The organism is Streptomyces sp. NPDC048612 (genome assembly GCF_043199295.1).
Classification (GTDB): Bacteria; Actinomycetota; Actinomycetes; order Streptomycetales; family Streptomycetaceae; genus Streptomyces.
Genome location: NZ_JBICVV010000017.1, coordinates 74,397 through 96,144, shown reverse-complemented (window position 1 = coordinate 96,144; position 21,748 = coordinate 74,397). Strand labels below are relative to the sequence as shown.

Genomic DNA, 21,748 nt, shown 5'->3' with positions numbered 1-21,748 from the left:
CTTATTCCCGGGTCAGGAGCCCGGCACGGCACCGCGGTCGGCGGGCCCCTCCCGTACGGGGTGCCTAGGCGTACGCGCTCCGCGAGAAGAGGGTGCCGAGCGCCGGACAGCTGATCGTCCGGTCGAGCAGCCGGAGCCCCTCCCAGGCCGTCACCTGATTGGCGGTGAGTACCGGCTTGCGCAGCTCGGCTTCGAGCGCCGGGAGGTGGGCGGCGGTGTGCAGCGCGGTGTCGGGCAGCAGCACCACCTCGGCGTCCGGATGGTCACCGGCACGGGCCAGCGCCAGCACCTCCTCGGCCCCCCAGGTGCCGACCTCGGCGGCGGTGATGATGCCGCTGCCGCGGGTCGAGACGACCTCCGCACCGGCGGACTTCAGGAAGCCGTGGAAGCGCTCGGCCACGTCGTCGGGGTAGGTCGCGGCGATCGCGACCCGCCGGGCGCCGAGCGCCTGGACGGCGTGGGCGAAGGCGAAGGACGTGCTGGAGGCGGGCAGGCCCGCGGTGGCGGACAGCTCCCTGACCTGTTCATGGGCGCCCTCCCAGCCGAAGACGAAGCTGGCGCTCGTACAGGCCCAGACCACCGCCTCGGCGCCGCGCTCCTTGAGCTCGTCGACCCCCGCGGCCAGCCGCCCGGCGGAGCCCATCTCCAGCAGCGCGTCGACGCGATGGGCGTCCTCCCCGATGTCGGTGTGGACGAGCGGCAGGCTGACCCCGCCGCCCAGAAGCTCTTCGAGCCGGGGGTAGTCGTCCTCGGCCGAGTGACCGGGGTAGAGGAAGCCGACCGATGCCATGCAGATCTCCCTTGCGTGTACGGCTGCGGGTGCAGGGGGTTCGTGGGTGCGGGTGCGCTCACGGGTGGTGCGGTGACGCGGGGCAGGAGTGCTGCCGGCGAAGCGGACGACGCCGGCAGCATCCGGGGGCCGTTCGGACCGGCCTCAGACCGGGGGCAGACCTCCCGTGTCATCGGGCGGATACGGCGGCGGATCAAGTCCGTCGAGCGGCTCGCCCTCCGGCGGGGCGGGGGGTCCGGCGAAGGCCGCCTCCGGGGTGGCCCCCGGCACTCCCTCCCCGGGACCGCCCGTCGTTCCGGTCATCGCGGCCGGGCCGCGCCGGGCCACCGGATCGAGCAGAGCCTGGTACGGGCCCACCGCCTGGACGCCGATGGCGCGCAGCGCCGCCCACATCGTGACCTGGTTGGCCGACAGCACCGGCATCCGCAGCTCGGCCTCCAGCTGCGGGATGACGTCGTACGTCGGCAGGTTCGTACAGCTGATGAAGAGGGCGTCGGCGCCGCCGACGACGGCCGCGCGGGCCATGTCGACGACATCGCGGTACGGCACTTTCCAGATGTGCCGGGTCAGCCCGAGATAGGCGCGGCCGGTGACCGTGATGCCGGCCTCGCCGAGATAGTCCTCCAGGGAGTCGGTGACCGATTTCGTGTAGGGCGTGACCACGGCGATGCGCCGGGCGCCGATCTCGCGCAGTGCTTCGATCAGTGCGCCCGAGGTCGTGAGGGCGGGAACCTCCCCCGCCTGGACCATGGCCGCGCACATGGCCCGCTCGCCCGCGACCCCTCCGACGAAGCTGCCGGAGGTGCAGGCATAGGAGATGACCTGCGGTGATACCGCACACAGCGCCTGGACGGCGGCGTCCAGCGTTTCGTGCTCACTGACCAGCCGGGCCAGATCGAGACTGACCTCGACGGGTACAAAAGGGGTGCGGGTGAGGTGGAGGGACACGTCGTCGGGCACCCAGCGCCAGAGCTCTCGGTCGAGCGCGAAGTCGAAGGGAGCGACGACGCCCACGCCGAGCTGCGGCTGTGGGCCACCCAGAAAAGAGACGTCCATGAAGGCCCCTAGAAGAAACGAAGGGCTGGAATGGCCAGGCCAGTGGCCGGGGATGAGGTGCAACCGGAGCAAGCCGGGACGTCGGTACAGAGCCGTTGTTGACACGGTAGATACGACTTCCTAGCGTGGTCAATCCTCGCATCTCAGGCATCTGCCGGCGCCCCTTTCCAGTGAAAGGGGCTGACGTTTCAGAACGGTTTCTGGCTATGACCGAAAGCACCGTCCTCGTCCTCGGTTCCGACCCGCCGCCGAAGCTGGACCGGCTCGCCGGCCGGGCTCGGGTGATCTTCACCGATGAGGACTCGCTCGCCGACCGACTGCCCACCGCCGACGTGCTGTTGGCCTGGGACTTCACCTCGGACGCGATCCGCAGAGCCTGGCCGGAGAAGGGCCCCAGGCCGGGCTGGGTGCACACCGCGAGCGCCGGTGTGGATCAGCTCCTGTGCCCGGCGCTGGTGGCCGACGACACCCTGGTGACCAATGCCCGGGGCGTCTTCGAGCAGCCGATCGCAGAGTACGTGGCCGGCCTCGTGATCGCCATGGCCAAGGACTTCTACGGAAGTTGGGAGCTCCAGCGGCAGCGGCGGTGGCGGCACCGGGAGACGCTGCGGCTGGCCGGCAGCCGGGCCGTCGTGGTCGGCTCCGGGCCGATCGGCCGGGCCATCGGCACCACCCTCCTGGCACTGGGTGTCAAGGTCGATCTGGTCGGCCGCCGGGAGCGCCCGGACGATCCGCGGTTCGGCCTGGTGCACGCGAGTGACGCGCTGAACGGCCTGCTGCCCCAGGCGGATTGGGTGATCTGCGCGGCGCCGCTGACCGAGGCCACCCGGGGCCTGTTCGGCGAGGCGGCGTTCGCCCTGATGTCACCGCGGGCCCGGTTCATCAACGTCGGGCGCGGGCCGATGGTGGTCGAGGACGCGCTGATCGCGGCGCTGCGCGAGTGGCGGATCGCGGCGGCGGCGCTGGACGTCTTCGAGGAGGAGCCGCTGTCCGCGGACAGCCCGCTGTGGGACGTCCCGCACCTGATCGTCTCGCCCCACATGAGCGGCGACACCCTGGGCTGGCGGGACGCCCTCGCCGAGCAGTTCCAGGACAACTTCGAGCGGTGGTCGGCGGGCGAGCCGCTGGACAACCTCGTCGACAAACGGCTCGGGTACGTGCCGGTGCAGTGACGGGGCCGGCTGCCGGGCCCCGGCGCGGCAGCCGTGCTCCCCCCACCGCCGTCCCGCCGGGGGCGGCCGACGCTCGGAGGACGCATGACCACCGAACCGACCCACCTCGCCGACCTCACCGCCACCCGTCTCACGGCCGGGTACGCGACCGGCGAGTTCTCCCCCGTCGAGGCGGTCCGGGCGGTGCTGGAACGCGCCGAGTCCGCGCAGGCCGCGACGAACTGCTTCACCCGGATCGACGCGGACGCGGCGCTCTCCGGCGCCGCGGAGTCGGCGGCGCGCTGGCGGGCCAAGGAGCCGGCCGGGCCGGTGGACGGGGTGCCGGTGACCGTCAAGGACCTGATCCTCACCCGGGGCACCCCGACGCTGCGCGGTTCGCGCACGGTGCGGGCCGAGGGCCCGTGGGAGGAGGACGCCCCGTCGGTCGCCCGGCTGCGGGAGTCCGGTGCGGTGTTCGTCGGCAAGACCACCACCCCGGAGTTCGGCTGGAAGGGCGTCACCGACAGTCCGCGGCACGGGGTGACGGGCAATCCGTACGACCCGGCGCGCACCGCGGGCGGCTCCAGCGGCGGCAGCGCGGCGGCGGTGGCGCTCGGCGCGGGTCCGCTGAGCCTGGGCACGGACGGCGGCGGCTCGGTACGCATCCCCGCGTCGTTCTGCGGGATCTTCGCGCTCAAGGCGACATACGGGCGGGTGCCCCTCTACCCGGCGAGCCCCTTCGGGACGCTGGCGCACGTCGGGCCGATGACCCGGGACGCGGCGGACGCGGCCCTGATGATGGAGGTGATCTGCGGGCCGGACTGGCGGGACTGGTCCCAGCTCGGTCCGGCCGCCGGTTCGTTCCGGGAGGCGCTGGCCGGTCCGGTCTCCGGGCTGCGGGTGGCCTTCAGCCCGTCGCTCGGCTGGGACGTGCCGGTGGCGCCGGAGATCGCCGCGGCGGTCCGGTCGGCCGTCGGCACGCTCGCCGGGCTCGGGGCGGTCGTCGAGGAGATCGACCCCGGCATCACCGACCCGGTGGCGGCCTTCCACACGCTGTGGTTCAGCGGCGCGGCCCGGGTGGTGCAGCATCTGGACGACGAAGAGCGGGCACTGCTCGACCCGGGGCTGCGGGAGGTCTGCGAGCAGGGCGCCCGCTACAGCGCGCTGGACTATCTCGCCGCGGTCGACACCCGGATGGCGCTCGGTCAGGCCATGGGCCGCTTCCACAGCGCCTACGACCTGCTGGTGACGCCGACCCTGCCGCTCACCGCCTTCGCGGCGGGCACCGAGGTCCCGCCCGGCTCCGCCCACACCCGCTGGACGGGCTGGACGCCGTTCACCTACCCCTTCAACCTCACCCAGCAGCCGGCCGCGTCGCTGCCCTGCGGGGTGGACGCGGACGGGATGCCGATCGGCGTCCAGCTGGTCGGCGCGCGGCACGCGGACGCACTGGTGCTGCGCGCCGCACACGCCCTCTACGAGGCGGGGACCGCGGCGATCCCCGCACCGCCCGCCGCTAGGGGGTGTCCGCAAAGTCCCGTCGTTCGCCCGTAGGGCGGGGCTCGCGGCGTCTGGTGCGTGCGCTCGCAAGGCGGAGGGTCGTCCTCGTAGTGGGTCTACGTGGACGATCCCGACAACGCAGCGAGCGTGCGTGCCAGGCGCCGCGAGCCAGACGGGACTTTGCGGACACGCCCTAGGCCCGCCGGAAGCTGAGGGTCTCCCCCAGGGCGCCGGCCCGCCACAGGTCCTGGCAGGCGTCGGCCATCCGGTCCAGCCCGTCGACGACACTTCCCCACACGATGCCCGGCACCCAGCCCGCATCGCCGTTGATCAGTAGATTGTTGCGCTCGTAGAACAGCGCGAGATCGACGACGGTGGTGCGGCCCTGGTGGGCCGCCTGGCTCTCGTAACCGTAGGACTTGGTGCCCAGTTGGGTGTCGGTGAAGGTGAAGTAGCACAGATCGCCGGGGATCGGGGTGATCGTCGGGTTCTCCAGCGGCGGCTCCTCGGGAGCGAAGGGCGCCAGCAGGGCGTAGATCTCATTGCGCGCGTATTTGGCGTGGTAGACGTCGCCGCCGAGCGGGAGGGCGTCCCACACGGCATTGCAGGTGATCGGCGCGCGGTCGTCGAGCAACTTGGCCGTGCAGCTCACGCCGCGCTTGTCCAGGGAGACTTCGATGAAGCGATCGGTCATGCCCCGATCGTAGGTGGGCAATACCGGCGTACGGAACAAGTCCGCGGCGCTTCTGTCAAGGGCTGGAAACGATCGGCATATGTGTGAGGCGTTCGGGTAGCCGCGCGCCCATGGCTCCACCACAGGAGAACACAAAATGATCAAGAGAAGACTGGCAAGCGGCATCCGCCGCCGCTCGCTGCTCGCGGGGGTAGCGGCGCTCGGTGCGACGGGTGCGATGGGAGCGGCCACGGGCTGCTCACGGGTCGACGTCTCGGGCGCGACCGGCGGCGGACACCTCCTGGAGGACCTGCGGAAAAAGGGCACCGTCCGCATGGGAATCGCCAGCGAACCGCCTTATGCCTCGATCAACAGCAAGGGCGAACTGACCGGCGAGGCCCCGGCCGTCGCCAAGACCATCTTCCGGCGGCTGGGGGTCAAGAACTTCGAACCGGTACCGGTGGAATTCGGCGCACTGGTACCCGGCCTCCATTCCTTCCAGTACGACGTGATCGTCGCGGGCATGTTCATCAACAAGGCCCGGTGTGCCGCAGTGCTCTTCTCCGACCCGGACTACGAGAGCAAGGACGCCTTCCTCGTACGCAAGGGGAACCCGGACAACATCCATTCCTACGCGGACATCGCCAAGGGGAAATACCGGATGGGTTCGGGTATCGGCTATGCGGAGATCGACTACGCGGTCGGCAACGGTGTCAAGAAGGACGAGATCCAGACCTACGGTGACCAGATCGCCGGAATGGAGGCCCTGGAAGCGGGCCGTATCGACGTCTTCGCCGGCACCGCGCTGACCATGATCGAGGCGCTGAAGACCGGCGGGCACCCCAAGGTGGAGATGACCCCGCCGTTCACGCCGGAGGTCGACGGGAAACCCCAGCGGGACGGCGGCGGCTACGGCTTCCGGCTCGGTGAGACCAAGCTCCGCGACGCCTTCAACAACGAGCTGCAGAAGATGAAGAAGAGCGGCGAACTCCTGCGTATCGCCAAGCCGTACGGCTTCACCGAGGAGTTCATGACCGACCTCACGGCGAAGGAGCTCTGTAAGAAGTGACCGGCGCACTGTGGGAGCTTTTCTTCGAAGGGCTGTGGATCACGGTCCAGCTGATGGTCTACAGCGCCGCGCTGGCCGCCGCCGTCGCCTTCGGTATCGGTCTGGCACGCACCTCGCGGTTCCGGACCGTCCGCATTCTGTCCGGCATCTATGTGGAGTTCTTCCGCGGCACCTCGGCACTGGTGCTGATGTTCTGGCTGTTCTTCGCGCTGCCGCTGCTGGGCTGGCAGCTCGTCGGCATCTGGGCGGGCACCCTGGCGCTGGGTCTGTCGTACGGCGCGTACGGCTCCGAGGTCGTCCGCGGCGCGGTGCAGGCGGTGGCCCCCGCCCAGCAGGAGGCGGCCATCGCGCTGAGCTTCACGCCCTGGCAGCGGCTGCGGAAGGTGATCCTGCCGCAGGCCGTCCCCGAGATGATGCCGCCGTTCAACAACCTGCTGATCGAGCTGCTCAAGGGCACCGCGCTGGCGTCCCTGCTGTCCATCGGTGAGCTCACCTTCCAGGCCAAGCTCGCCCGGCTGTCGACGGGCCAGAGCGCCGAGATCTACGGAATCATCCTCGTCCTGTACTTCGCGGTCGCGTTCGTGCTGACCCGGATCATGCGGGTGCTGGAGCGCCGCGCCAAGGCGTCGGTCGGCCGGTCGGTGCCCAAGGGCGAGGGCTGGTTCTCCCGCAAACTGCCCGTCGAGAAGCAGGGCCCCGAGGCACTGGCCACCGGAGGAAAGCCGTGAACAACTGGTCCTGGAGCTACATCGGCGAGATCATGCCCCAGATCCTCGAAGGGCTGTGGATCACGGTCCAGGCGACGATCTACGGCTCGCTGGTCTCCTTCGTGCTCGGGCTGGTGTGGGCGCTGGCCCTGCGGGCGCGCAGCCGCTGGGTGACCTGGCCGGTCAGCGTCTTCGTCGAGTTCGTCCGCAACACCCCGCTGTTGGTGCAGCTGTTCTTCCTGTTCTTCGTGCTGCCCGGCTGGGGGCTCACCTTCGCGCCGCTGACCACGGGCGTCATCGGCCTGGGCCTGCACTACTCGACGTACACCTCCGAGGTCTACCGCGCCGGCATCGACGGGGTGCCGGAAGGCCAGTGGGAGGCCGCCACGGCGCTGAGCCTGCCGCCGCGGCGCACCTGGACCGCGGTGATCCTGCCGCAGGCCTTCCGCCGGGTGGTGCCCGCGCTCGGCAACTACGTCATCGCGATGTTCAAGGACACGCCGCTGCTGGCCGGTATCACCGTCGCCGACATGCTCTTCCAGGCGAACAGCATCAGCGCCACCACCTTCGACTACCTGGAGCCGATCACCGTCGTCGGCATCCTCTTCGTGGTCATCTCCTACCCCACTTCTCTCCTCCTGCGAGCCCTGGAGCGTCGTCTTGTCCGCTGACAGCAACCCCTCGAAAGACGCGAAGGAAACGCCCGGCCCGACGGACGGGGGCCCCGCCCGGACCGGGTCCGGGGAAGGCGCCGAGCTGATCCGCTTCGACCACGTCACCAAGCGGTTCGGGACCAACACCGTCCTGGATTCCCTGGACTTCACCGTCTCCTCGGGCAAGCACGTCACCCTCATCGGCCCCTCGGGCTCCGGCAAGACCACGATTCTGCGGCTGCTGATGACGCTGCTGAAGCCCGACGAGGGCACCATCAAGGTCGGCGGCACCTACCTGACGCACGAGGAGAAGGGCGGCAAGCTCGTCCCGGCCGGCGAGAAGCACATCCGCGAGGTCCGCAAGAACATCGGCATGGTGTTCCAGCAGTTCAACCTCTTCCCCAACATGAAGGTGCTGCGGAACATCACCGAGGCGCCGGTGCACGTCCTGGGGATGGAGAAGGACGCCGCCGAGGAGCGGGCCCGTGAGCTTCTCGAACTGGTGGGCCTGACCGCGCACCTCGACAAGTACCCGACCCAGCTCTCCGGCGGCCAGCAGCAGCGGGTCGCCATCGCCCGGGCACTGGCGATGCGCCCGCAGGTGCTGCTGCTGGACGAGGTGACCTCGGCGCTGGACCCGGAGCTGGTGGCCGGTGTGCTCGACGTCCTGCGGGACATCGCGCACACCACGGACATCACGATGCTCTGTGTCACCCACGAGATGAACTTCGCCCGGGACATCTCCGACGACGTGCTGATGTTCGACGCCGGCCGGGTCATCGAGTCCGGTTCCCCGGAGAAGATCTTCACGGAGCCGGAGCACGAGCGGACCCGGGAGTTCCTGAGCGCCGTGCTCTGAACCACACGCGTCACAGCGCGAGTTCGGGTGGTGAGCCCCTGGCTGGGGGCTCACCACCCTTGGCCGGTTCCGCGCCGTCCCGGATCACCGCCCGGCACGGGCACCAGGACGCCGGGGCCCGTACGGCACCGAGCCGCCGGTGCCCCGGAACCGTGACTTTGGCATATGCCAAAGTCCCCACCCCCAGTACAGCTGTCCGGGGCGCGCTTCTTTTCAGTCAAGACCCCCTCCCCTGAGGGCCGTTGGCCGCTATCGTGAGGGCAGCCCCGTTGTCCGGGACCGGCCGCGCCAGCCCGGGCCGGGACCACCGACGGCGGTCACGACGCAAGCGGTAACAACCTGCTAGGGGGACACCGTGGCGCTGAAGCCCGAGCCGACCGCGCCGTTCCATTCGGTGCAGTACGCCCTTCGCGTACTCGAAACGGTCTCCAGGCACGCCGAGGGCGTGACCGACGCGCAGATCGCCCGGGAGACGGGTCTGCCACCGGGCCAGCTCGACCAGATGCTCGCGATGCTGCGGCGCGAGGGCTATGTCGAGCAGGTCACGGACGGGGCGTACGTCATCGGCGCCTCCCTCCTGCTCCTCGGCTCGGACGGGGACCGCGACCAGGCGCTGCGCGACAAGCTGCAGCTCACCCTCGACCAGCTGCGTGACTCGGTCGGCGCGGCGGTCTACATCAGCCGGTACATCGACGGCGAGGTGAAGATCCTCCACTACGCCGACGGACCGCTGGCCCCCAAGGTCAACGAGTGGGCCGAATTCCACCGCACGGCGCACGCCAGCGCGGTCGGCAAGTGCCTGCTCGCGCAGCTCGACCACGACGGCCGCAAGGACCACCTCTCCCGCCACAAGACCGCCCGGCTCACCTCGCGGACGATCACCAACGAGAAGGTCCTGTTCCACAAGCTCGACAGCCAGCCGCCCACGGTCCCGGTGCTCGATCTCCAGGAGTACGCGGTGGGCACGGTCTGCGCGGCCGTGCCGATCACCGCCGGTGCGACGGTCGGCTGTCTGGCCCTGTCCATGCCGCTGGAGCACGCCCACCGGCTGCGGCAGGCCGCCGACACCCTCAACCGTCAGGCCGCTCCGGTCCTGCTGTCCCTGGCGATCTGATCCCGGGGGCCACCGCGCCGGCCGGTCCGGCGGCGCCCAGGCGCACCACTCTCCCCGCCGTGGTCCTGAGCACCCCTCTCGACCAGGTAGTATTTCTTTTGTCAGCGCGCGCCGCTAGCTCAGTTGGTTAGAGCAGCTGACTCTTAATCAGCGGGTCCGGGGTTCGAGTCCCTGGCGGCGCACGTATCGAGTGGGCGTTTCCGGTTCTCCGGGGACGCCCACTTCGTTGTGCCCGCACGTCCGGACGGTCGCCAGCCCCCGCCGCGCGCCGCCCCGGGAGCGGTTCGGCCGGAGCGGCGCGGGCGGGCGGAGCGTGGCCGGGTCAGGCCGCCCTGGTGAGCGGGGCCGTCGTGGGGCGGGCCGCGGCCTGCACCAGTGCCGTGTAGGTGCGGCGGAGGGCGATCAGGGACTCCTGGGCCTCGCGGTAGACGGCGGCGTCGGGGCCGCCGCGGTGGGCGAGGGTCCGCACGGGGGCGCAGTGCCGGTCCATCGCGCTGAGCCAGGCACGGTGCTGCGCCGGGAGGTGGCGCCGCAGCAGCTGCCGCCGGCCCTCCCGCATCCGCCGGGCACCGATACCCAGGACCGCGTCGGCGGCCTGGAGCACCGGCGGCTCCAGGGCGCCCTGCCCGGCGAGCGCGCCGAGCACCGCGCGCTGCTGCGGGGTGGCCGGCGCCGCCGACAGCTCCGCCGCCTCGGCCTGGAGCTGGGTGCGCAGCGCGTGCTGGACCCGGACCAGCCGGCGCAGCGCCGTCGGGGTGGAGGAGTCGTCGGGCGCGCGGCCCGCCAGGGTCTCGGCGAGCCGGAAGAGCCAGATCCCGTGCGCCTCCAGGCGGGTCGCGGCCAGCATCAACCGGTCCAGCCGACTGAGCGGTTGGCCCTCCGGGGCCCAGCGGACGATCGGCACCAGGGTTTCGGTGCGGGCCAGCTGGTCGATGGGGATGTGGCGGCGCGGTTTGCGTTCCGGGGCCCAGTTGTGGAGCGCGAGGGTGGGCAACGCGACGAACTGGTCGTGGCCGATACGGTGCGCGATCGCCGCCCAGAGGTCGAGGAACGCCTCGTCGGCGACCTGCCGTGCGGCCGGTGCCTGGGGGTCGATGCCGCACCAGCCGCAGGACACCGCGATGACCGCGATCCGCATGGCGGCGGCTTCCGCGTTGCGCAGCGAGAGCCGGGAGACGCGCTGCCGCAGCGCGGCCAACTCGTCGGCGCGGCGGGCCCGTTCGACGAGCGCCACGGCGGCTTCCCGGTCGGGCGCGATCGCGGCCGCACGGGCCATGGCGTCCAGCCGGGTCCAGGTCCCGATCAGGGAGCGGACGGGCGGCCGCTCGGGCAGGAAGCCGTGGGCGCAGGGGTCGTGCGGGGCGACCGCGGCGGGGTCGGCGCCACCGTCCGCGTCCCCCTCGGCACGCCCGGCGGGCGGCGGCTCGTCCCCCTCCCGGACCGCCGCCTGGGCGCCCGCCTCGGCCCGCCAGGGGCCCATGGGGCGGCGGGCGGCCGGCAGCGGGGCGGCGGCGGGCGGTATGCCGGACCCGGGCGCCATGACCGGACCGGCGGTCGCCCCCGGGTCGGCGGGTGCCATCGTCCCGGGCGCCGCCCTCAGGTCTGCCGTCGTCATCGGACCGGCCGTGCCGACCGGCCCGGCCGTCGTCGTCTTCATGATCGCCGTGTCCCCCATCAGCACTTTCCTGCGAACAGCCGGGCCAGGTGGGCATCCATGTCGAGGTAGCCGCCCTCGTGGCCGGGCGGCACGATCGCCACGGTCTGCTCCAGCCAGGCGGTCAGCTCCGTCGCGCGCACCGAGAGCTCGCAGACGCTGTCGTCGGTGGACAGCTCGATGTGGACCCGGCGCGGTTCCCCCGGCCGGCGGAAGGGCCAGACCCGTACGTCCCCCTCCCCCGCCTCGTCCTGCAGCCCGGCCAGCAGCAGCTCGCGGGCGAACAGCCAGGTGGCGACCGTCTGGCCGCGGCTGATGAAGGCGACCTCGACCTCGTACGGGCGGTCACTGCGGTAGCTGAACCGGCCGGCCACCGGAACTGCTTCGTCCGGCCCGAGGAGGAGCCGCATCTCAAGGGTGCGCTTGGCTGTCGACACCACGACGATCAACCTTTCCGACGGAGGGGCGAGTCCCGGGGACCCGGTCCGGGGCGCGCGTCCTGGCAGACGTAGCTGTGGCGGGTGGGGTTGCAACAGGGGCGGGAGGAGTGACGGACGCCATGGCCGGCGTCCCCTGGACCCTGTGCGGTTCTTGCGTCACAGCGCTCGCCTCAGCCTCTCAACCGACTGCCGATATCGCATGTTGACGGGTCAATTGGTGACCCATGAGGGGAGAATGGACGAATGCGCACTTAGGTGACGATTCGGTCACGCGCTCGCCGATCACGAGTGGCGAGGGTCACATGGGGTGGATGCGTGAGGTGCGCGGTCGCGGGTACGGAGCACTCTCCGAGATCGTGTAGAGTTTTCCAGGTCAGCACGCGCCGCTAGCTCAGTTGGTTAGAGCAGCTGACTCTTAATCAGCGGGTCCGGGGTTCGAGTCCCTGGCGGCGCACGACACACTGAGGCCCCTCGCCATGCGAGGGGCCTCAGTCGTCTGCCCGCACCCTTACGGGGTGGGCGCGCCAGGCCGCCCGCGGCCCTCGGGGCACGCGGGTGGCGGTCGCCCGGGAGGAGCAGCCCCTCGCGCCGGACGGGCGGCCGCGGGGAACGCGCGTGCGAGGTCGTGGCGCAGTGGCGTGCGACCTCATGACGGGCGCCGGGTGCGCGACTCCACGGCGGCACGGCATACGGCTTCACGGCGGCGCGACGCGTGACTCCATGGCGGCACGACTCCGTGCGGCTTCGCGGGATGTCGCGTGATGCCACCGGCAGGCACGCCGGGAACCGGGCCGGCGGCATCGCGTGCGGGCAGCGCACCCGTCGGGACCGTGGCGCGGAACCGCCAGGGCGCCGGGCCCGACCTTCAGCCAATTCGCCGTACTCGCAGGTCACTTACCGGGATTCGGCGGTTCGCGGCGAATCCGTCGCGGATCTGCCCATCCCAGGTTTTGCGGGTGAATTCCTTCAGATACTGTTCCAAATCGCACGCACGGCCACAAAGGCTCCGGCCGGAGGGTTCGGGCGATGCGCCGCGAACCGCAAATCGTGGCGCCCCGCGGGTCCGATTCCGCCGACTCTCCTTATTACCTTGCCAGTTGCCGTCGGACTTTGCGGGCGAGGGGCATTCCCCGTTATCCGGAAAGGTAACTCTGCGTTGACGGAGCATGCCATTCCAGTTATCCCGACACTCACTGTCAACAAGCCGGAAAACAGCTGCCGTTCCAGGTCAAAGCCCTGCGCACAGCGCCATCGGGCGTCCGGATATTGCCACTTCCGGTACTCATACCTTGCGTTGCATCTTGCAATCGGCAAGGGCGTTCGGCACTCTGACCAGGGAACTCGGTCGAAATGCGGCGGGGTTCGCAGGAGTGGGAAGAAAGGCATACGCCCGGTGGCGTGATGTGAACGCGGGGACCCCGCTGCTTGGCAGGATTACGGGGCGTTCCTCATACACCGGAACATGGCCGTCACCGTTCTGACGGTGCGGACGGCCGAGACCAGTGAGCCCGAGTCGGTCGAGGGGACCGAGAAATCGGGCTATCAGCACACGGCACGCGCTCAGTCGCGTGCGGGGGGATGGACCCATGACGTCGCCACCTGACGGTGCCCGGCCGCAGCACTCGTACGATTCGTCCGCCACCGCGCGCCTGCGTGTGCCACGTCAGCAGCGGCAGCGGTGCACCCAGCGCAAGCCGCTGCCGCGTTACGACTACGAGCACTACAGCCGACTGGCCGGGCCGCTCACCCAGCCGGACCCGGACACGCCGTACCGGGTCCGCTACCGCTCGCTGCTCGCCGACGAGCCGCACCGTATCCGGGCCGCCCTGATGCTCGGTGCCGCGCCGCTGCTCTCGTTCGGGCTGCTGGTCTGGCTGATGCAGCCGGGCAACTGGACCGAACGCGACTACCCCGCCTACGACTTCCTGCCGGTGCTGGACACCGTCATGCTGGTCTCGATCGGGCTGATCGAGCTCTTCCGGTGCATGAACGTGCTGTCCAACGCGCACGCCACCCTCGTCGCCCGCGACCCCGTCCCGGTCATCCCCGAGAGCGGGACCCGGGTCGCCTTCCTCACCTCCTTCGTGCCGGGCAAGGAGCCCCTCGCCATGGTCACGAAGACCCTGGAGGCGGCGGTGAAGATACGTCACCGCGGGCTGCTGCACATCTGGCTGCTGGACGAGGGCGACGACCCCGAGGTCAAGGAGGTCTGCCGGCGGCTGGGCGTGCACCACTTCTCCCGTAAGGGCATCCCGGAGTGGAACCAGCCCAAGGGGCCGCACCGCGCCAAGACCAAGCACGGCAACTACAACGCCTGGCTGGCGGCCCACGGCGACGACTACGACTACTTCGCCTCCGTCGACACCGACCACGTCCCGCTGCCCAACTACCTGGAGCGGATGCTCGGCTTCTTCCGCGACCCGGACGTGGGCTTCGTCATCGGCCCCCAGGTGTACGGCAATTACGACACCTTCGTCACCAAGGCCGCCGAGTCCCAGCAGTTCCTCTTCCACGCGCTGATCCAGCGGGCCGGCAACCGCTACGGCGCGCCGATGTTCGTCGGCACCTCCAACGCCGTACGCATCAGCGCGCTCAAGCAGATCGGCGGGCTGTACGACTCGATCACCGAGGACATGGCGACCGGGTTCGAGATCCACCGGCACCGCAACCCGCAGACCGGGAAGAAGTGGCGCTCGGTCTACACCCCGGACGTGCTGGCGGTCGGTGAGGGGCCCACGGCCTGGACGGACTTCTTCACCCAGCAGCTGCGCTGGTCGCGCGGGACGTACGAGACGATCCTCAAGCAGTTCTGGAAGGCGCCGTTCACCCTGCCGTTCGGCCGGCTGGTCAACTACAGCATGATGGTGATCTTCTACCCGATGTCGGCGCTGAACTGGATTCTGGCGGCGCTGAGTTGTGCGCTGTTCCTGGGTCTGGGCGCCTCGGGCGTGGAGATCGACCCGGCGGTGTGGATGATGCTGTACGGCAACGCCTCGGCGCTGCAGATCGGCCTGTACGTCTGGAACCGGCGGCACAATGTCTCGCCGCACGAGCCGGAGGGCTCCGGCGGTGTCGCCGGCATGGTGATGTCCGCGCTGTCCGCGCCGATCTACGCCCGGTCGCTGTTCGACGCGGCGCTGCGCCGCAAGAGCAAGTTCGTGGTCACGCCGAAGGGCGATTCGTCCAGCCCCGACACGCTCTTCGGGACCTTCCGGGTGCATCTGTTCTTCCTGGTCGTCTTCGGCGGCTCACTGATCGCCTCGTTCGTCCTGGGGCACAGCCATCCGGCGATGGTCATCTGGGCGATGCTCGCGATGCTGATCACCGCCGCGCCGATCGTCGCCTGGCGGATGACCGTCCGCGACGAGAAGCGGAAGCGGAGTGCGGCCGCCTCCGGGACCGGGGCCGGGGCCGACGGCGGGAGTCCGCCGGAAGCGGCCGAGGGCGCGGGGCCGCCCGCTCCGGACGCCGGCGAGGCCGCCACGGCGGACGCCGGGGAGACGGCCACTGCGGACGCCGGCGAGACGGCCGCTCCGGCCGGTGACCGGGCCACCGGTCCGGCCGCCACCACCGAACAGACCATGCAGATCGCCCTTGGGGGACGTCACACATGAAGTACCGTCCGAGCCGTCGCACCCGCAGAGTGGCGATAGCGACGGCGGTGGTGCTCGCGCTGGCCGGGATGAACGGGCCGGCTCTCTACGGCTTCGCCTCGGAGCAGTACCACCAGTACAAGATCAACCGGCCCGAGTACAAGGCGTCCAACGGCCACTGGGACGTCGTCGACGTCCCGCAGAAGTTCCGGATCAACACCATCCACGCGGCCCTGCTGCACACCGGGAAGGTGCTGCTGGTCGCGGGCTCCGGCAACAACGCGGCGAACTTCAGGGCGAAATCGTTCCGCACGGTCCTGTGGGACCCGGAGAAGAACACCTTCAAGAACATCCCCACCCCCAAGGACCTCTTCTGCTCCGGGCACACCCAGCTCCCGGACGGCAAGCTCCTGGTGGCCGGCGGCACCCAGCGCTACGAGAAGCTGAACGGCGATGTGAAGAAGGCCGGCGGCCTCATGATCCTCTACAACGAGGACCCGGACGGCCCTAAGACGTTCCCGGCCGGCACCCTCTTCACCGGCAAGAAGAACGGCAAGACCTTCGCCTCCAAGGACCCGGTCGTGGTCCCCCGGGCGAAGAAGAAGGCCGACCCGGTGACCGGCAAGGTCACCGTCGTGCACAGCGAGGCCCGGGTCTATGTCGAGGCCCTCAAGGACGGCCCGTCGCACTCCACGGGTGCCCAGGACAACTACCGCATCCACGGTCTGACCGGCGCGGACGCCCGGAACTTCTACGGCATCGCGCAGAAGCTGTCCTTCGACAAGAAGGACTTCCAGGGGATCAAGGACAGCTTCGAGTTCGACCCGGTGGCCGAGCGCTATCTGCCCGTGGACCCGATGAACGAGGCCCGCTGGTACCCGACGCTCACCACGCTCCAGGACGGCAAGGTCCTCTCCGTCTCCGGGCTGGACGAGATCGGGCAGGTGGTCCCCGGCAAGCAGGAGATCTACGACCCGAAGACGAAGAAGTGGCGCTATCTGCCCAAGCGGCGCTTCTTCCCGACCTACCCGGCGCTCTTCCTCACCGACCAGGGCCGGATCTTCTACACCGGCTCCAACGCCGGCTACGGCCCCGACAACATCGGCCGCAAGCCCGGCATCTGGGATCTGAAGTCCAACAGGTTCCAGTACGTGCCCGGGATGAGCGACCCGAACATCCTGGAGACGTCGATGTCGGTGCTGCTGCCGCCGGCCCAGGAGCAGCGGTACATGGTGCTGGGCGGGGGCGGCGTCGGCGAGGACCCGAAGTCCACGGACAAGACCCGGATCGTGGATCTGCACGCCCCGTCGCCGCGCTTCAAGGACGGTCCGCCGCTGTATGCGAAGGCCCGCTACCCCAGCAGCGTGATCATGCCGGACGACACCGTGCTGACCACCAACGGTTCCGGTGACTACCGCGGGCGCAGCGCCTCCAACGTGCTCAAGGCGGAGCTGTACGACCCGGCGGCCAACACCGCCCGGCAGGTGGCCGATCCGCTGGTCGGCCGCAACTACCACTCGGGGGCGCTGCTGCTGCCCGACGGCCGGGTGATGACCTTCGGCTCCGACTCCCTCTTCGGCGACAAGGACAACACCAAGCCGGGCGTCTTCCAGCAGGAGATCGACCTCTACACCCCGCCGTACCTCTACCGGAAGTCCCGCCCGGAGCTGACGGGCGGGCAGTCGCGGACGCTCTCGCTCGGCGACCGTGCGACCTACGGCGCTCCGCACGCCTCCGCCATCAAGAAGATGCGGCTGATGCGTCCCGGCTCGTTCACCCATGTCACCAACATCGAACAGCGCTCCATCGCGCTGGACTTCACGGTGGCGAAGGACGGGAAGGGGGTGACGGTCACCCTGCCCAAGGACCCCTCGCTGGTGCCGCCCGGGTGGTACATGCTCCACGCGGTCGACGCGAAGGGCACGCCGTCGAAGGCGGTGTGGGTGAAGGTCGCGCCCGAACGGCAGTAGGGGCGGTGGGTTTGTGTGGGGCCGGCGGTGTCGTCCACCGCCGGCCCCACGGCGTCACGGGCGGGGCGTGGTCGCCGTCACCGGCGGGGCACGTCGCCTGCACCGGCCGGGCGCGGTCGGCCGTCACCGGCGAGGTGCGGTCGCCGTCGCCGGCCGGGCGCGGTGGTCATTTCGCGCTGTGGGCCAGGCCCAGGGCGTACTTGGGCCACCAGGTGCCGGCCTTGGGGCCGCCCTTGCAGCTGCCGTCCGACTCGCCGGGGCGCTTGATCCACAGGTAGGCGGCTATCTGCGGGTCGCCGGTCTTGGTCGTGGGCGGCGTGCCCAGGGCGCGGCCGGGTGGGTTGCACCAGTTCTCCGGGTCGTCGCCTCCGGGGGCCGGGCCGTTGCCGTTGCGGCTGGTGTCGATCACGAAGGGCTTGCCGTCGACCATGGCGGACAGCTTCTTGCCGTACTTCGTGTTCTCCGCGGTGGTCTGGTAGTTGGAGATGTTCAGCGCGAAGCCGTCGGCGCGGTCGATACCGGCCCGCTTGAGCGGCTCGACCATCCGGCCCGGGTCCTTGATCCAGTGGGGGTTGCCGGCGTCCAGATAGACCTTGGTGTGCGGCAGTGCCTTGAGTTTGCCGACCGCCTCCGTCAGCAGGGCGTAGCGCTCCTCGTGGAACTGCTGCGGGGTGCACTTGTCCTCGATGTGCGGCAGGGCGTCGGGCTCCAGGATCACGGTGGTGGCGCGGTCGCCGATGCCCTTGAGCACCCCGTCCAGCCAGGCGCGGTACGCGTTGCCGTCGGCGGCGCCGCCCTTGGAGTAACTGCCGCAGTCGCGGTGCGGGATGTTGTAGAGCACCAGCAGCGCCTCACGGTCGGCCTTGGCAGCCGCCTCAGTGAAGCCGCGGGCCTCCCCCTGCGGGTCGTCGATGCCTATCCACTCGGCGACCGGCTGCGCCGCGATCTTGTTGACCAGGCGGGCGTCACCGGACTTGCCGTCCTTGCCGTACGCGGCCACCTGACGGGCCGCCTTGCTGTCGGGGTTGACCCAGAACGGCGCGAGGGACTTGGGGCGTTGGCCGGGTCTGTCCGGCACGCCGCCCTCGCTGTCGCCGTCGGAGCAGCCGGCGAGCAGTAGCAGAGCCAGCGCCCCCACGGCCGCCCTCGCCGGCACCGCACCGGCACGCGCGGAGCGCCGCCGGCCGTCGCGGGACCCGCCCGGCGTACCGGCCCCGGCCATCCGTCGCAGATTGCCGTACATCCACTCCCCCCTCGGAGCACGAACACGGAACACGGTCGGCGGGGGACCACCGGCCGCACCCATCGTGGCACATGCCTCAAGTGACCGGTCCGGCCTGTGGACAGCGTGCACACAATGCGCGGTGCGGGAACCGCGGTTAGGCGCCGGGACGTCCTCGGTCGGCCGTTCGCGGCGACCGTTCGCGGCGGCTTCTTGGCTTCCGTCGGCTGGGCCGGGCGTGTGCGGCGGTTCGCCGCCTCGTACGGGGCGGCGTGGCTGCCGGGGTGTGGGCGGGCGGCTCAACGGGCTCTGTCGGGAGGCCGGCTGGCGGGTCCCGTCAGGCGTTGGCGGCGGGTTCCGTCAGGTGGTCCCGTCAGGCCGCCGGTTGGCCGCTCCCGTCAGCCGTTCCCGGTGTGTGGCGGCTCCTGGTAGTCCGTCAGGTAGGCCGAAACGACGATCACGTTGCCCGGGTCGCCGCCATGCCGTGCGGAGGCAGGGGCGCTGCTGCGGTCCTCGGTGATCAGGCGGAGTTCGGAACGGCCCCGGTCGTGGGCGGCGTAGGCCTTGCGGGGATCGAAGCGGTGGCGGTCGTAGAGCTGGACGTCCTCGACGGTGAAGCGTGCGGTGCTGCCGTCGGCGCGCCGGATGTCCAGCCGCGCGCCCGGCTTGAGACGGGTCAGCCGGTGGAAGGCGGTCCGCCGGGCGTCGGCACCGCGGTCGGCGCCGGGCCCGGCCACGAGCAGCGCCGCACCCGCCTCGCCGGGTTGCGGCCCCGCGGCGTACCAGCCGACGGGCGCCGGGGAGGTGTACGGGGGCGGGGCGAGGACGCCGTCCTCGTCGAGGTCCTGTCCGGTGATGCCGGCCCCCCGTACGCCGAGGGCGTCGACGCTGATCCCCACAGGCCGGGTGGCCGGGGCGGCGGGTACCGGGGCGTGCGCATGCGGAGGCGCCTGCCGGCCCAACGGGCGCCCGGCTGCGGCCACATCACCGGTCGTGGCGAACTGCGCGGCCACCCCGTCCGCCAGATCATGGCCCCACATCCACAGCCCCAGCAGCAACACCGCCCAGGCCACACCGGCGAGCAGCTGGGCGGGGCGGCGGGTGGGGGCGTTCTCGCGGGTGGGGTCGGGGACGGCGGCGTGAGCGGAAGCGGGGGCGCGGCCAGTGTCCCTGTCAGGGCCGGGGCAGGTTCCCGTATCGGTGCCGGGGAGGAGAGGGCCACCGAGGCCGCTGCCGGGCAGGACGAGGAGGTCGAACGCCTTGGGGGCGGTGCGGACGCCACCGAGTCCGCGGGTGACGTGAGTGCCCTGGACACCGGCCTTCGTGCCCGGTACGCCACCGGCGTTCATGGCCTGTAGGTCAGCAGCCTTCATGCCCCGTACACCGCCACCCGGCCCGGCGTCGTCAGGCCTGGCCGTCACCCCGACCGCGCCCGTCCGCCCGTCTTCGTCAGCGCTCATCGGCCTCGCCCCGTCGCTCGCGGCGCAGTCTCAGCCGGAGCCGGAGCAGCTGTCCCGCGATGACCAGGACCACGCCGCCGGCCAGCACCAGGCCCACGGCCGACGTACTGCTCAGCTCGCCGCTCGGAGCGGCATGGGTGTCCGCGGTTCCCTTGGCGGCCCGGTTCGCCGGGGCCGCTGGGCGCCCGCGGGAGGCGCGGGTGGCGTCGGCGGCGGCCCGTGGTCCGGCCGGGGCGGTCATGGCGGCCGGTTCGAGGCGGGCCGACCGGGCGGCCTGGACGGCCGCCGAGCCGGAACGGAAGGGGGCGGCGGCCCACGCGGCGGCCCACCCGGCGGTGCCCCCGGTGCTCCGCAGGGCGCCCGCGCGGCGGGCGGCGCCCGGAGCGGGGCCGGCCGGACCCGCCCCGTCGGCCTGGACCATTGCCCTGACCAGGCCCGTTGTGGTTCCGGTGCCGCGGGCGTCCGCGCCGTACGCGGGCGCCGTGGTCACTGCGCAGGCCGCGACCGCGGCACAGAGAGCAAGTTGCCGTGAGCGCATGGTGAACCTCCGATAACTCCGAAGGTCCGCCCACGCGAGCCCGGCCGCATCCGGTGCGGTCCGAGGCTGCGCCGTTCGGGTGGGGCTCCTGGCCGGTGGCGGGCCGCAGCCGGGATGGGCCGCCGCCCGCCCCGGAGCCCGCCCCGGTCACACCAGGTCGATGAGGTCAGCGATCGAGTCCACCACACGGGACGGCCGGAACGGATGCCGGTCGATCTCCTCGGGGCGGGTGAGGCCGGTCAGGACGAGGAAGGTCTCCATGCCCGCCTCCAGACCGGCCAGCACATCGGTGTCCATCCGGTCGCCGATCATCGCGGAGGTCTCGGAGTGGGCGCCGATGACATTGAGGCCGTGCCGCATCATCAGCGGGTTGGGCTTGCCGACGAAGTACGGTTCGACGCCCGTCGCCTTGGTGATCAGCGCGGCCACCGACCCGGTGGCGGGCAGCGCGCCCTGCGGGGAGGGGCCGGTCTCGTCGGGGTTGGTCGCGATGAACCGCGCCCCGTCGTTGATCAGCCGGATCGCCTTCGTCAGGGCCTCGAAGCTGTAGGTGCGGGTCTCGCCGAGGACCACGTAGTCCGGCGAATGGTCGGTCAGGACGTAGCCGATGTCGTGCAGGGCGGTGGTCAGGCCCGCCTCGCCGATGCAGTAGGCGGTGCCGTGCGGCCGCTGGTCGTCCAGGAACTGGGCAGTGGCCAGCGCGGACGTCCAGATCGACTCCCACGGCACGTCCAGGCCGATGCGGCTCAGCCGGGCGTGCAGGTCGCGCGGGGTGTAGATGGAGTTGTTGGTCAGCACGAGAAAGGGCTTGCCCGATTCACGCAGCCGCTTGATGAAGGCGTCCGCCCCGGGCACCGGAACGCCCTCGTGCATCAGGACGCCGTCCATGTCGGTGAGCCATGACTCGATCGGCTTGCGCTCTGCCACTGCCGGACTCCTGCCGTACGTGAGGACCAGGGGCGCCGGCCGCCTCCCGCGCACGCCACGGACCCCGCGAAGCGTCCCGCGCGCCGTTCACACGGCCGACGCCCCCACCCTAAGTCAGCCACCGGAACCCTGACCCGGGCCGTCGTTCCGGCCTTCCACCGGCCGGACAGCGCCGGCGCCTGGAGCACCGGGACCGCGGCCGGCGGCCGCCGGGACGGTCAGCGCATCGTCCGGGCGGGAGAGGCGGCCGCGCCCGGCGATATCGCTGAGCTGCTGGGGCGGAGCCGGGCGGTCTCGTCTTCGTGCGGCGGCGCGTCATGCATCTCGACTGGCGGCCCTGCGAGTTGACGGACGCCTGCCTCCTCGACGGCT

At 71.2% G+C, this 21,748-nt stretch carries 18 protein-coding genes and 2 tRNA genes; 11 read left to right on the top strand and 9 right to left on the bottom strand.

Features of this window, described 5'->3' with window-relative positions:
- Positions 1-64: 64 nt before the first annotated feature.
- A complete protein-coding gene (locus ACGFN2_RS24295; RefSeq protein ID WP_393363747.1) occupies positions 65-790 on the bottom strand; it encodes a decarboxylase in 726 nt (241 codons plus the stop codon).
- Positions 791-934: 144 nt separating this feature from the next.
- Positions 935-1,846, bottom strand: a complete 912-nt coding sequence (locus ACGFN2_RS24290; protein ID WP_393363744.1) for a decarboxylase — start codon at positions 1,844-1,846, stop codon at positions 935-937.
- Positions 1,847-2,052: 206 nt separating this feature from the next.
- Here ACGFN2_RS24290 and ACGFN2_RS24285 point away from each other — a divergent pair, with 206 nt between their 5' ends.
- Complete coding sequence (locus ACGFN2_RS24285) at positions 2,053-3,018, top strand: D-2-hydroxyacid dehydrogenase (protein WP_362605153.1); 966 nt, start codon at positions 2,053-2,055, stop codon at positions 3,016-3,018.
- Between the two features lie 84 nt (positions 3,019-3,102).
- Positions 3,103-4,551: an amidase gene (locus tag ACGFN2_RS24280; protein ID WP_393363741.1), complete on the top strand. Its 1,449-nt coding sequence runs from the start codon at positions 3,103-3,105 to the stop codon at positions 4,549-4,551.
- Positions 4,552-4,690: 139 nt separating this feature from the next.
- Here ACGFN2_RS24280 and ACGFN2_RS24275 read toward each other — a convergent pair whose 3' ends face one another.
- Entirely contained in the window at positions 4,691-5,191 is a 501-nt protein-coding gene (locus ACGFN2_RS24275; protein WP_362605150.1) for a DUF3830 family protein, read from the bottom strand.
- Between the two features lie 136 nt (positions 5,192-5,327).
- On the opposite strand from ACGFN2_RS24275, the gene ehuB reads away from it, so the two are divergent.
- The 6 genes from ehuB (at position 5,328) to ACGFN2_RS24245 (ending at position 9,754) form a co-directional block, all read left to right on the top strand.
- Positions 5,328-6,239, top strand: a complete 912-nt coding sequence (gene ehuB, locus ACGFN2_RS24270) for an ectoine/hydroxyectoine ABC transporter substrate-binding protein EhuB (protein ID WP_362605148.1) — start codon at positions 5,328-5,330, stop codon at positions 6,237-6,239.
- Complete coding sequence (ehuC, locus tag ACGFN2_RS24265) at positions 6,236-6,967, top strand: ectoine/hydroxyectoine ABC transporter permease subunit EhuC (protein ID WP_362605146.1); 732 nt, start codon at positions 6,236-6,238, stop codon at positions 6,965-6,967. Before ehuB ends, ehuC begins: the two co-directional genes overlap by 4 nt.
- Before the next feature lie 32 nt (positions 6,968-6,999).
- Positions 7,000-7,617 (top strand): ectoine/hydroxyectoine ABC transporter permease subunit EhuD, encoded by a 618-nt coding sequence (gene ehuD / locus ACGFN2_RS24260; RefSeq protein ID WP_362605214.1) that lies wholly within the window; start codon positions 7,000-7,002, stop codon positions 7,615-7,617.
- Complete coding sequence (ehuA, locus tag ACGFN2_RS24255) at positions 7,607-8,458, top strand: ectoine/hydroxyectoine ABC transporter ATP-binding protein EhuA (protein WP_393363736.1); 852 nt, start codon at positions 7,607-7,609, stop codon at positions 8,456-8,458. The genes ehuD and ehuA overlap by 11 nt, the downstream gene beginning before the upstream one ends.
- Positions 8,459-8,813: 355 nt before the next feature.
- The gene (locus tag ACGFN2_RS24250; RefSeq protein ID WP_362605144.1) at positions 8,814-9,572 is read left to right on the top strand and encodes an IclR family transcriptional regulator C-terminal domain-containing protein; all 759 of its coding nucleotides are present in this window, start codon (positions 8,814-8,816) and stop codon (positions 9,570-9,572) included.
- 108 nt (positions 9,573-9,680) lie between these two features.
- Positions 9,681-9,754, top strand: a tRNA-Lys gene (locus ACGFN2_RS24245).
- 140 nt (positions 9,755-9,894) lie between these two features.
- Here the strand turns inward: ACGFN2_RS24245 and ACGFN2_RS24240 are convergent.
- Both ACGFN2_RS24240 and ACGFN2_RS24235 read right to left on the bottom strand, forming a co-directional pair.
- Positions 9,895-11,247 (bottom strand): hypothetical protein, encoded by a 1,353-nt coding sequence (locus tag ACGFN2_RS24240; RefSeq protein WP_393363733.1) that lies wholly within the window; start codon positions 11,245-11,247, stop codon positions 9,895-9,897.
- A complete protein-coding gene (locus ACGFN2_RS24235; protein WP_362605141.1) occupies positions 11,247-11,666 on the bottom strand; it encodes an SsgA family sporulation/cell division regulator in 420 nt (139 codons plus the stop codon). The genes ACGFN2_RS24240 and ACGFN2_RS24235 overlap by 1 nt, the downstream gene beginning before the upstream one ends.
- A 380-nt stretch (positions 11,667-12,046) precedes the next feature.
- Here ACGFN2_RS24235 and ACGFN2_RS24230 point away from each other — a divergent pair.
- The 3 genes from ACGFN2_RS24230 (at position 12,047) to ACGFN2_RS24220 (ending at position 17,229) form a co-directional block, all read left to right on the top strand.
- Positions 12,047-12,120 (top strand) — tRNA-Lys (locus tag ACGFN2_RS24230).
- A gap of 1,132 nt (positions 12,121-13,252) precedes the next feature.
- Positions 13,253-15,280 (top strand): glycosyltransferase family 2 protein, encoded by a 2,028-nt coding sequence (locus ACGFN2_RS24225; protein WP_393363730.1) that lies wholly within the window; start codon positions 13,253-13,255, stop codon positions 15,278-15,280.
- Complete coding sequence (locus tag ACGFN2_RS24220; protein WP_362605137.1) at positions 15,277-17,229, top strand: kelch motif-containing protein; 1,953 nt, start codon at positions 15,277-15,279, stop codon at positions 17,227-17,229. Before ACGFN2_RS24225 ends, ACGFN2_RS24220 begins: the two co-directional genes overlap by 4 nt.
- Before the next feature lie 166 nt (positions 17,230-17,395).
- Here ACGFN2_RS24220 and ACGFN2_RS24215 read toward each other — a convergent pair whose 3' ends face one another.
- The 4 genes from ACGFN2_RS24215 to ACGFN2_RS24200 all read right to left on the bottom strand — a co-directional run bounded on the left by ACGFN2_RS24215 (position 17,396) and on the right by ACGFN2_RS24200 (position 21,376).
- Entirely contained in the window at positions 17,396-18,472 is a 1,077-nt protein-coding gene (locus ACGFN2_RS24215; protein WP_362605135.1) for a glycoside hydrolase family 6 protein, read from the bottom strand.
- A 377-nt stretch (positions 18,473-18,849) separates the two neighbouring features.
- Positions 18,850-19,911 carry a sortase domain-bontaining protein gene (locus ACGFN2_RS24210; RefSeq protein ID WP_393363726.1) on the bottom strand — a complete coding sequence of 354 codons (1,062 nt, stop codon included), beginning with the start codon at positions 19,909-19,911 and terminating at the stop codon, positions 18,850-18,852.
- Positions 19,901-20,449, bottom strand: a complete 549-nt coding sequence (locus ACGFN2_RS24205; protein WP_393363723.1) for a hypothetical protein — start codon at positions 20,447-20,449, stop codon at positions 19,901-19,903. The genes ACGFN2_RS24210 and ACGFN2_RS24205 overlap by 11 nt, the downstream gene beginning before the upstream one ends.
- Positions 20,450-20,596: 147 nt before the next feature.
- Entirely contained in the window at positions 20,597-21,376 is a 780-nt protein-coding gene (locus tag ACGFN2_RS24200) for an HAD-IIA family hydrolase (protein ID WP_362605130.1), read from the bottom strand.
- Positions 21,377-21,748: the final 372 nt, after the last annotated feature.

Coding starts and splice junctions, on each gene's coding strand:
- ACGFN2_RS24280 (WP_393363741.1), top strand. CDS start 3,103: ATGACCACCGAACCGACCCACCTCGCCGACCTCACCGCCACCCGTCTC.
- ACGFN2_RS24220 (WP_362605137.1), top strand. CDS start 15,277: ATGAAGTACCGTCCGAGCCGTCGCACCCGCAGAGTGGCGATAGCGACG.
- ACGFN2_RS24215 (WP_362605135.1), bottom strand. CDS start 18,472: ATGTACGGCAATCTGCGACGGATGGCCGGGGCCGGTACGCCGGGCGGG.
- ehuD (WP_362605214.1), top strand. CDS start 7,000: ATGCCCCAGATCCTCGAAGGGCTGTGGATCACGGTCCAGGCGACGATC.
- ACGFN2_RS24210 (WP_393363726.1), bottom strand. CDS start 19,911: ATGAGCGCTGACGAAGACGGGCGGACGGGCGCGGTCGGGGTGACGGCC.
- ACGFN2_RS24240 (WP_393363733.1), bottom strand. CDS start 11,247: ATGGGGGACACGGCGATCATGAAGACGACGACGGCCGGGCCGGTCGGC.
- ACGFN2_RS24205 (WP_393363723.1), bottom strand. CDS start 20,449: ATGCGCTCACGGCAACTTGCTCTCTGTGCCGCGGTCGCGGCCTGCGCA.
- ehuB (WP_362605148.1), top strand. CDS start 5,328: ATGATCAAGAGAAGACTGGCAAGCGGCATCCGCCGCCGCTCGCTGCTC.
- ACGFN2_RS24275 (WP_362605150.1), bottom strand. CDS start 5,191: ATGACCGATCGCTTCATCGAAGTCTCCCTGGACAAGCGCGGCGTGAGC.
- ACGFN2_RS24295 (WP_393363747.1), bottom strand. CDS start 790: ATGGCATCGGTCGGCTTCCTCTACCCCGGTCACTCGGCCGAGGACGAC.
- ACGFN2_RS24225 (WP_393363730.1), top strand. CDS start 13,253: ATGACGTCGCCACCTGACGGTGCCCGGCCGCAGCACTCGTACGATTCG.
- ACGFN2_RS24285 (WP_362605153.1), top strand. CDS start 2,053: ATGACCGAAAGCACCGTCCTCGTCCTCGGTTCCGACCCGCCGCCGAAG.
- ACGFN2_RS24290 (WP_393363744.1), bottom strand. CDS start 1,846: ATGGACGTCTCTTTTCTGGGTGGCCCACAGCCGCAGCTCGGCGTGGGC.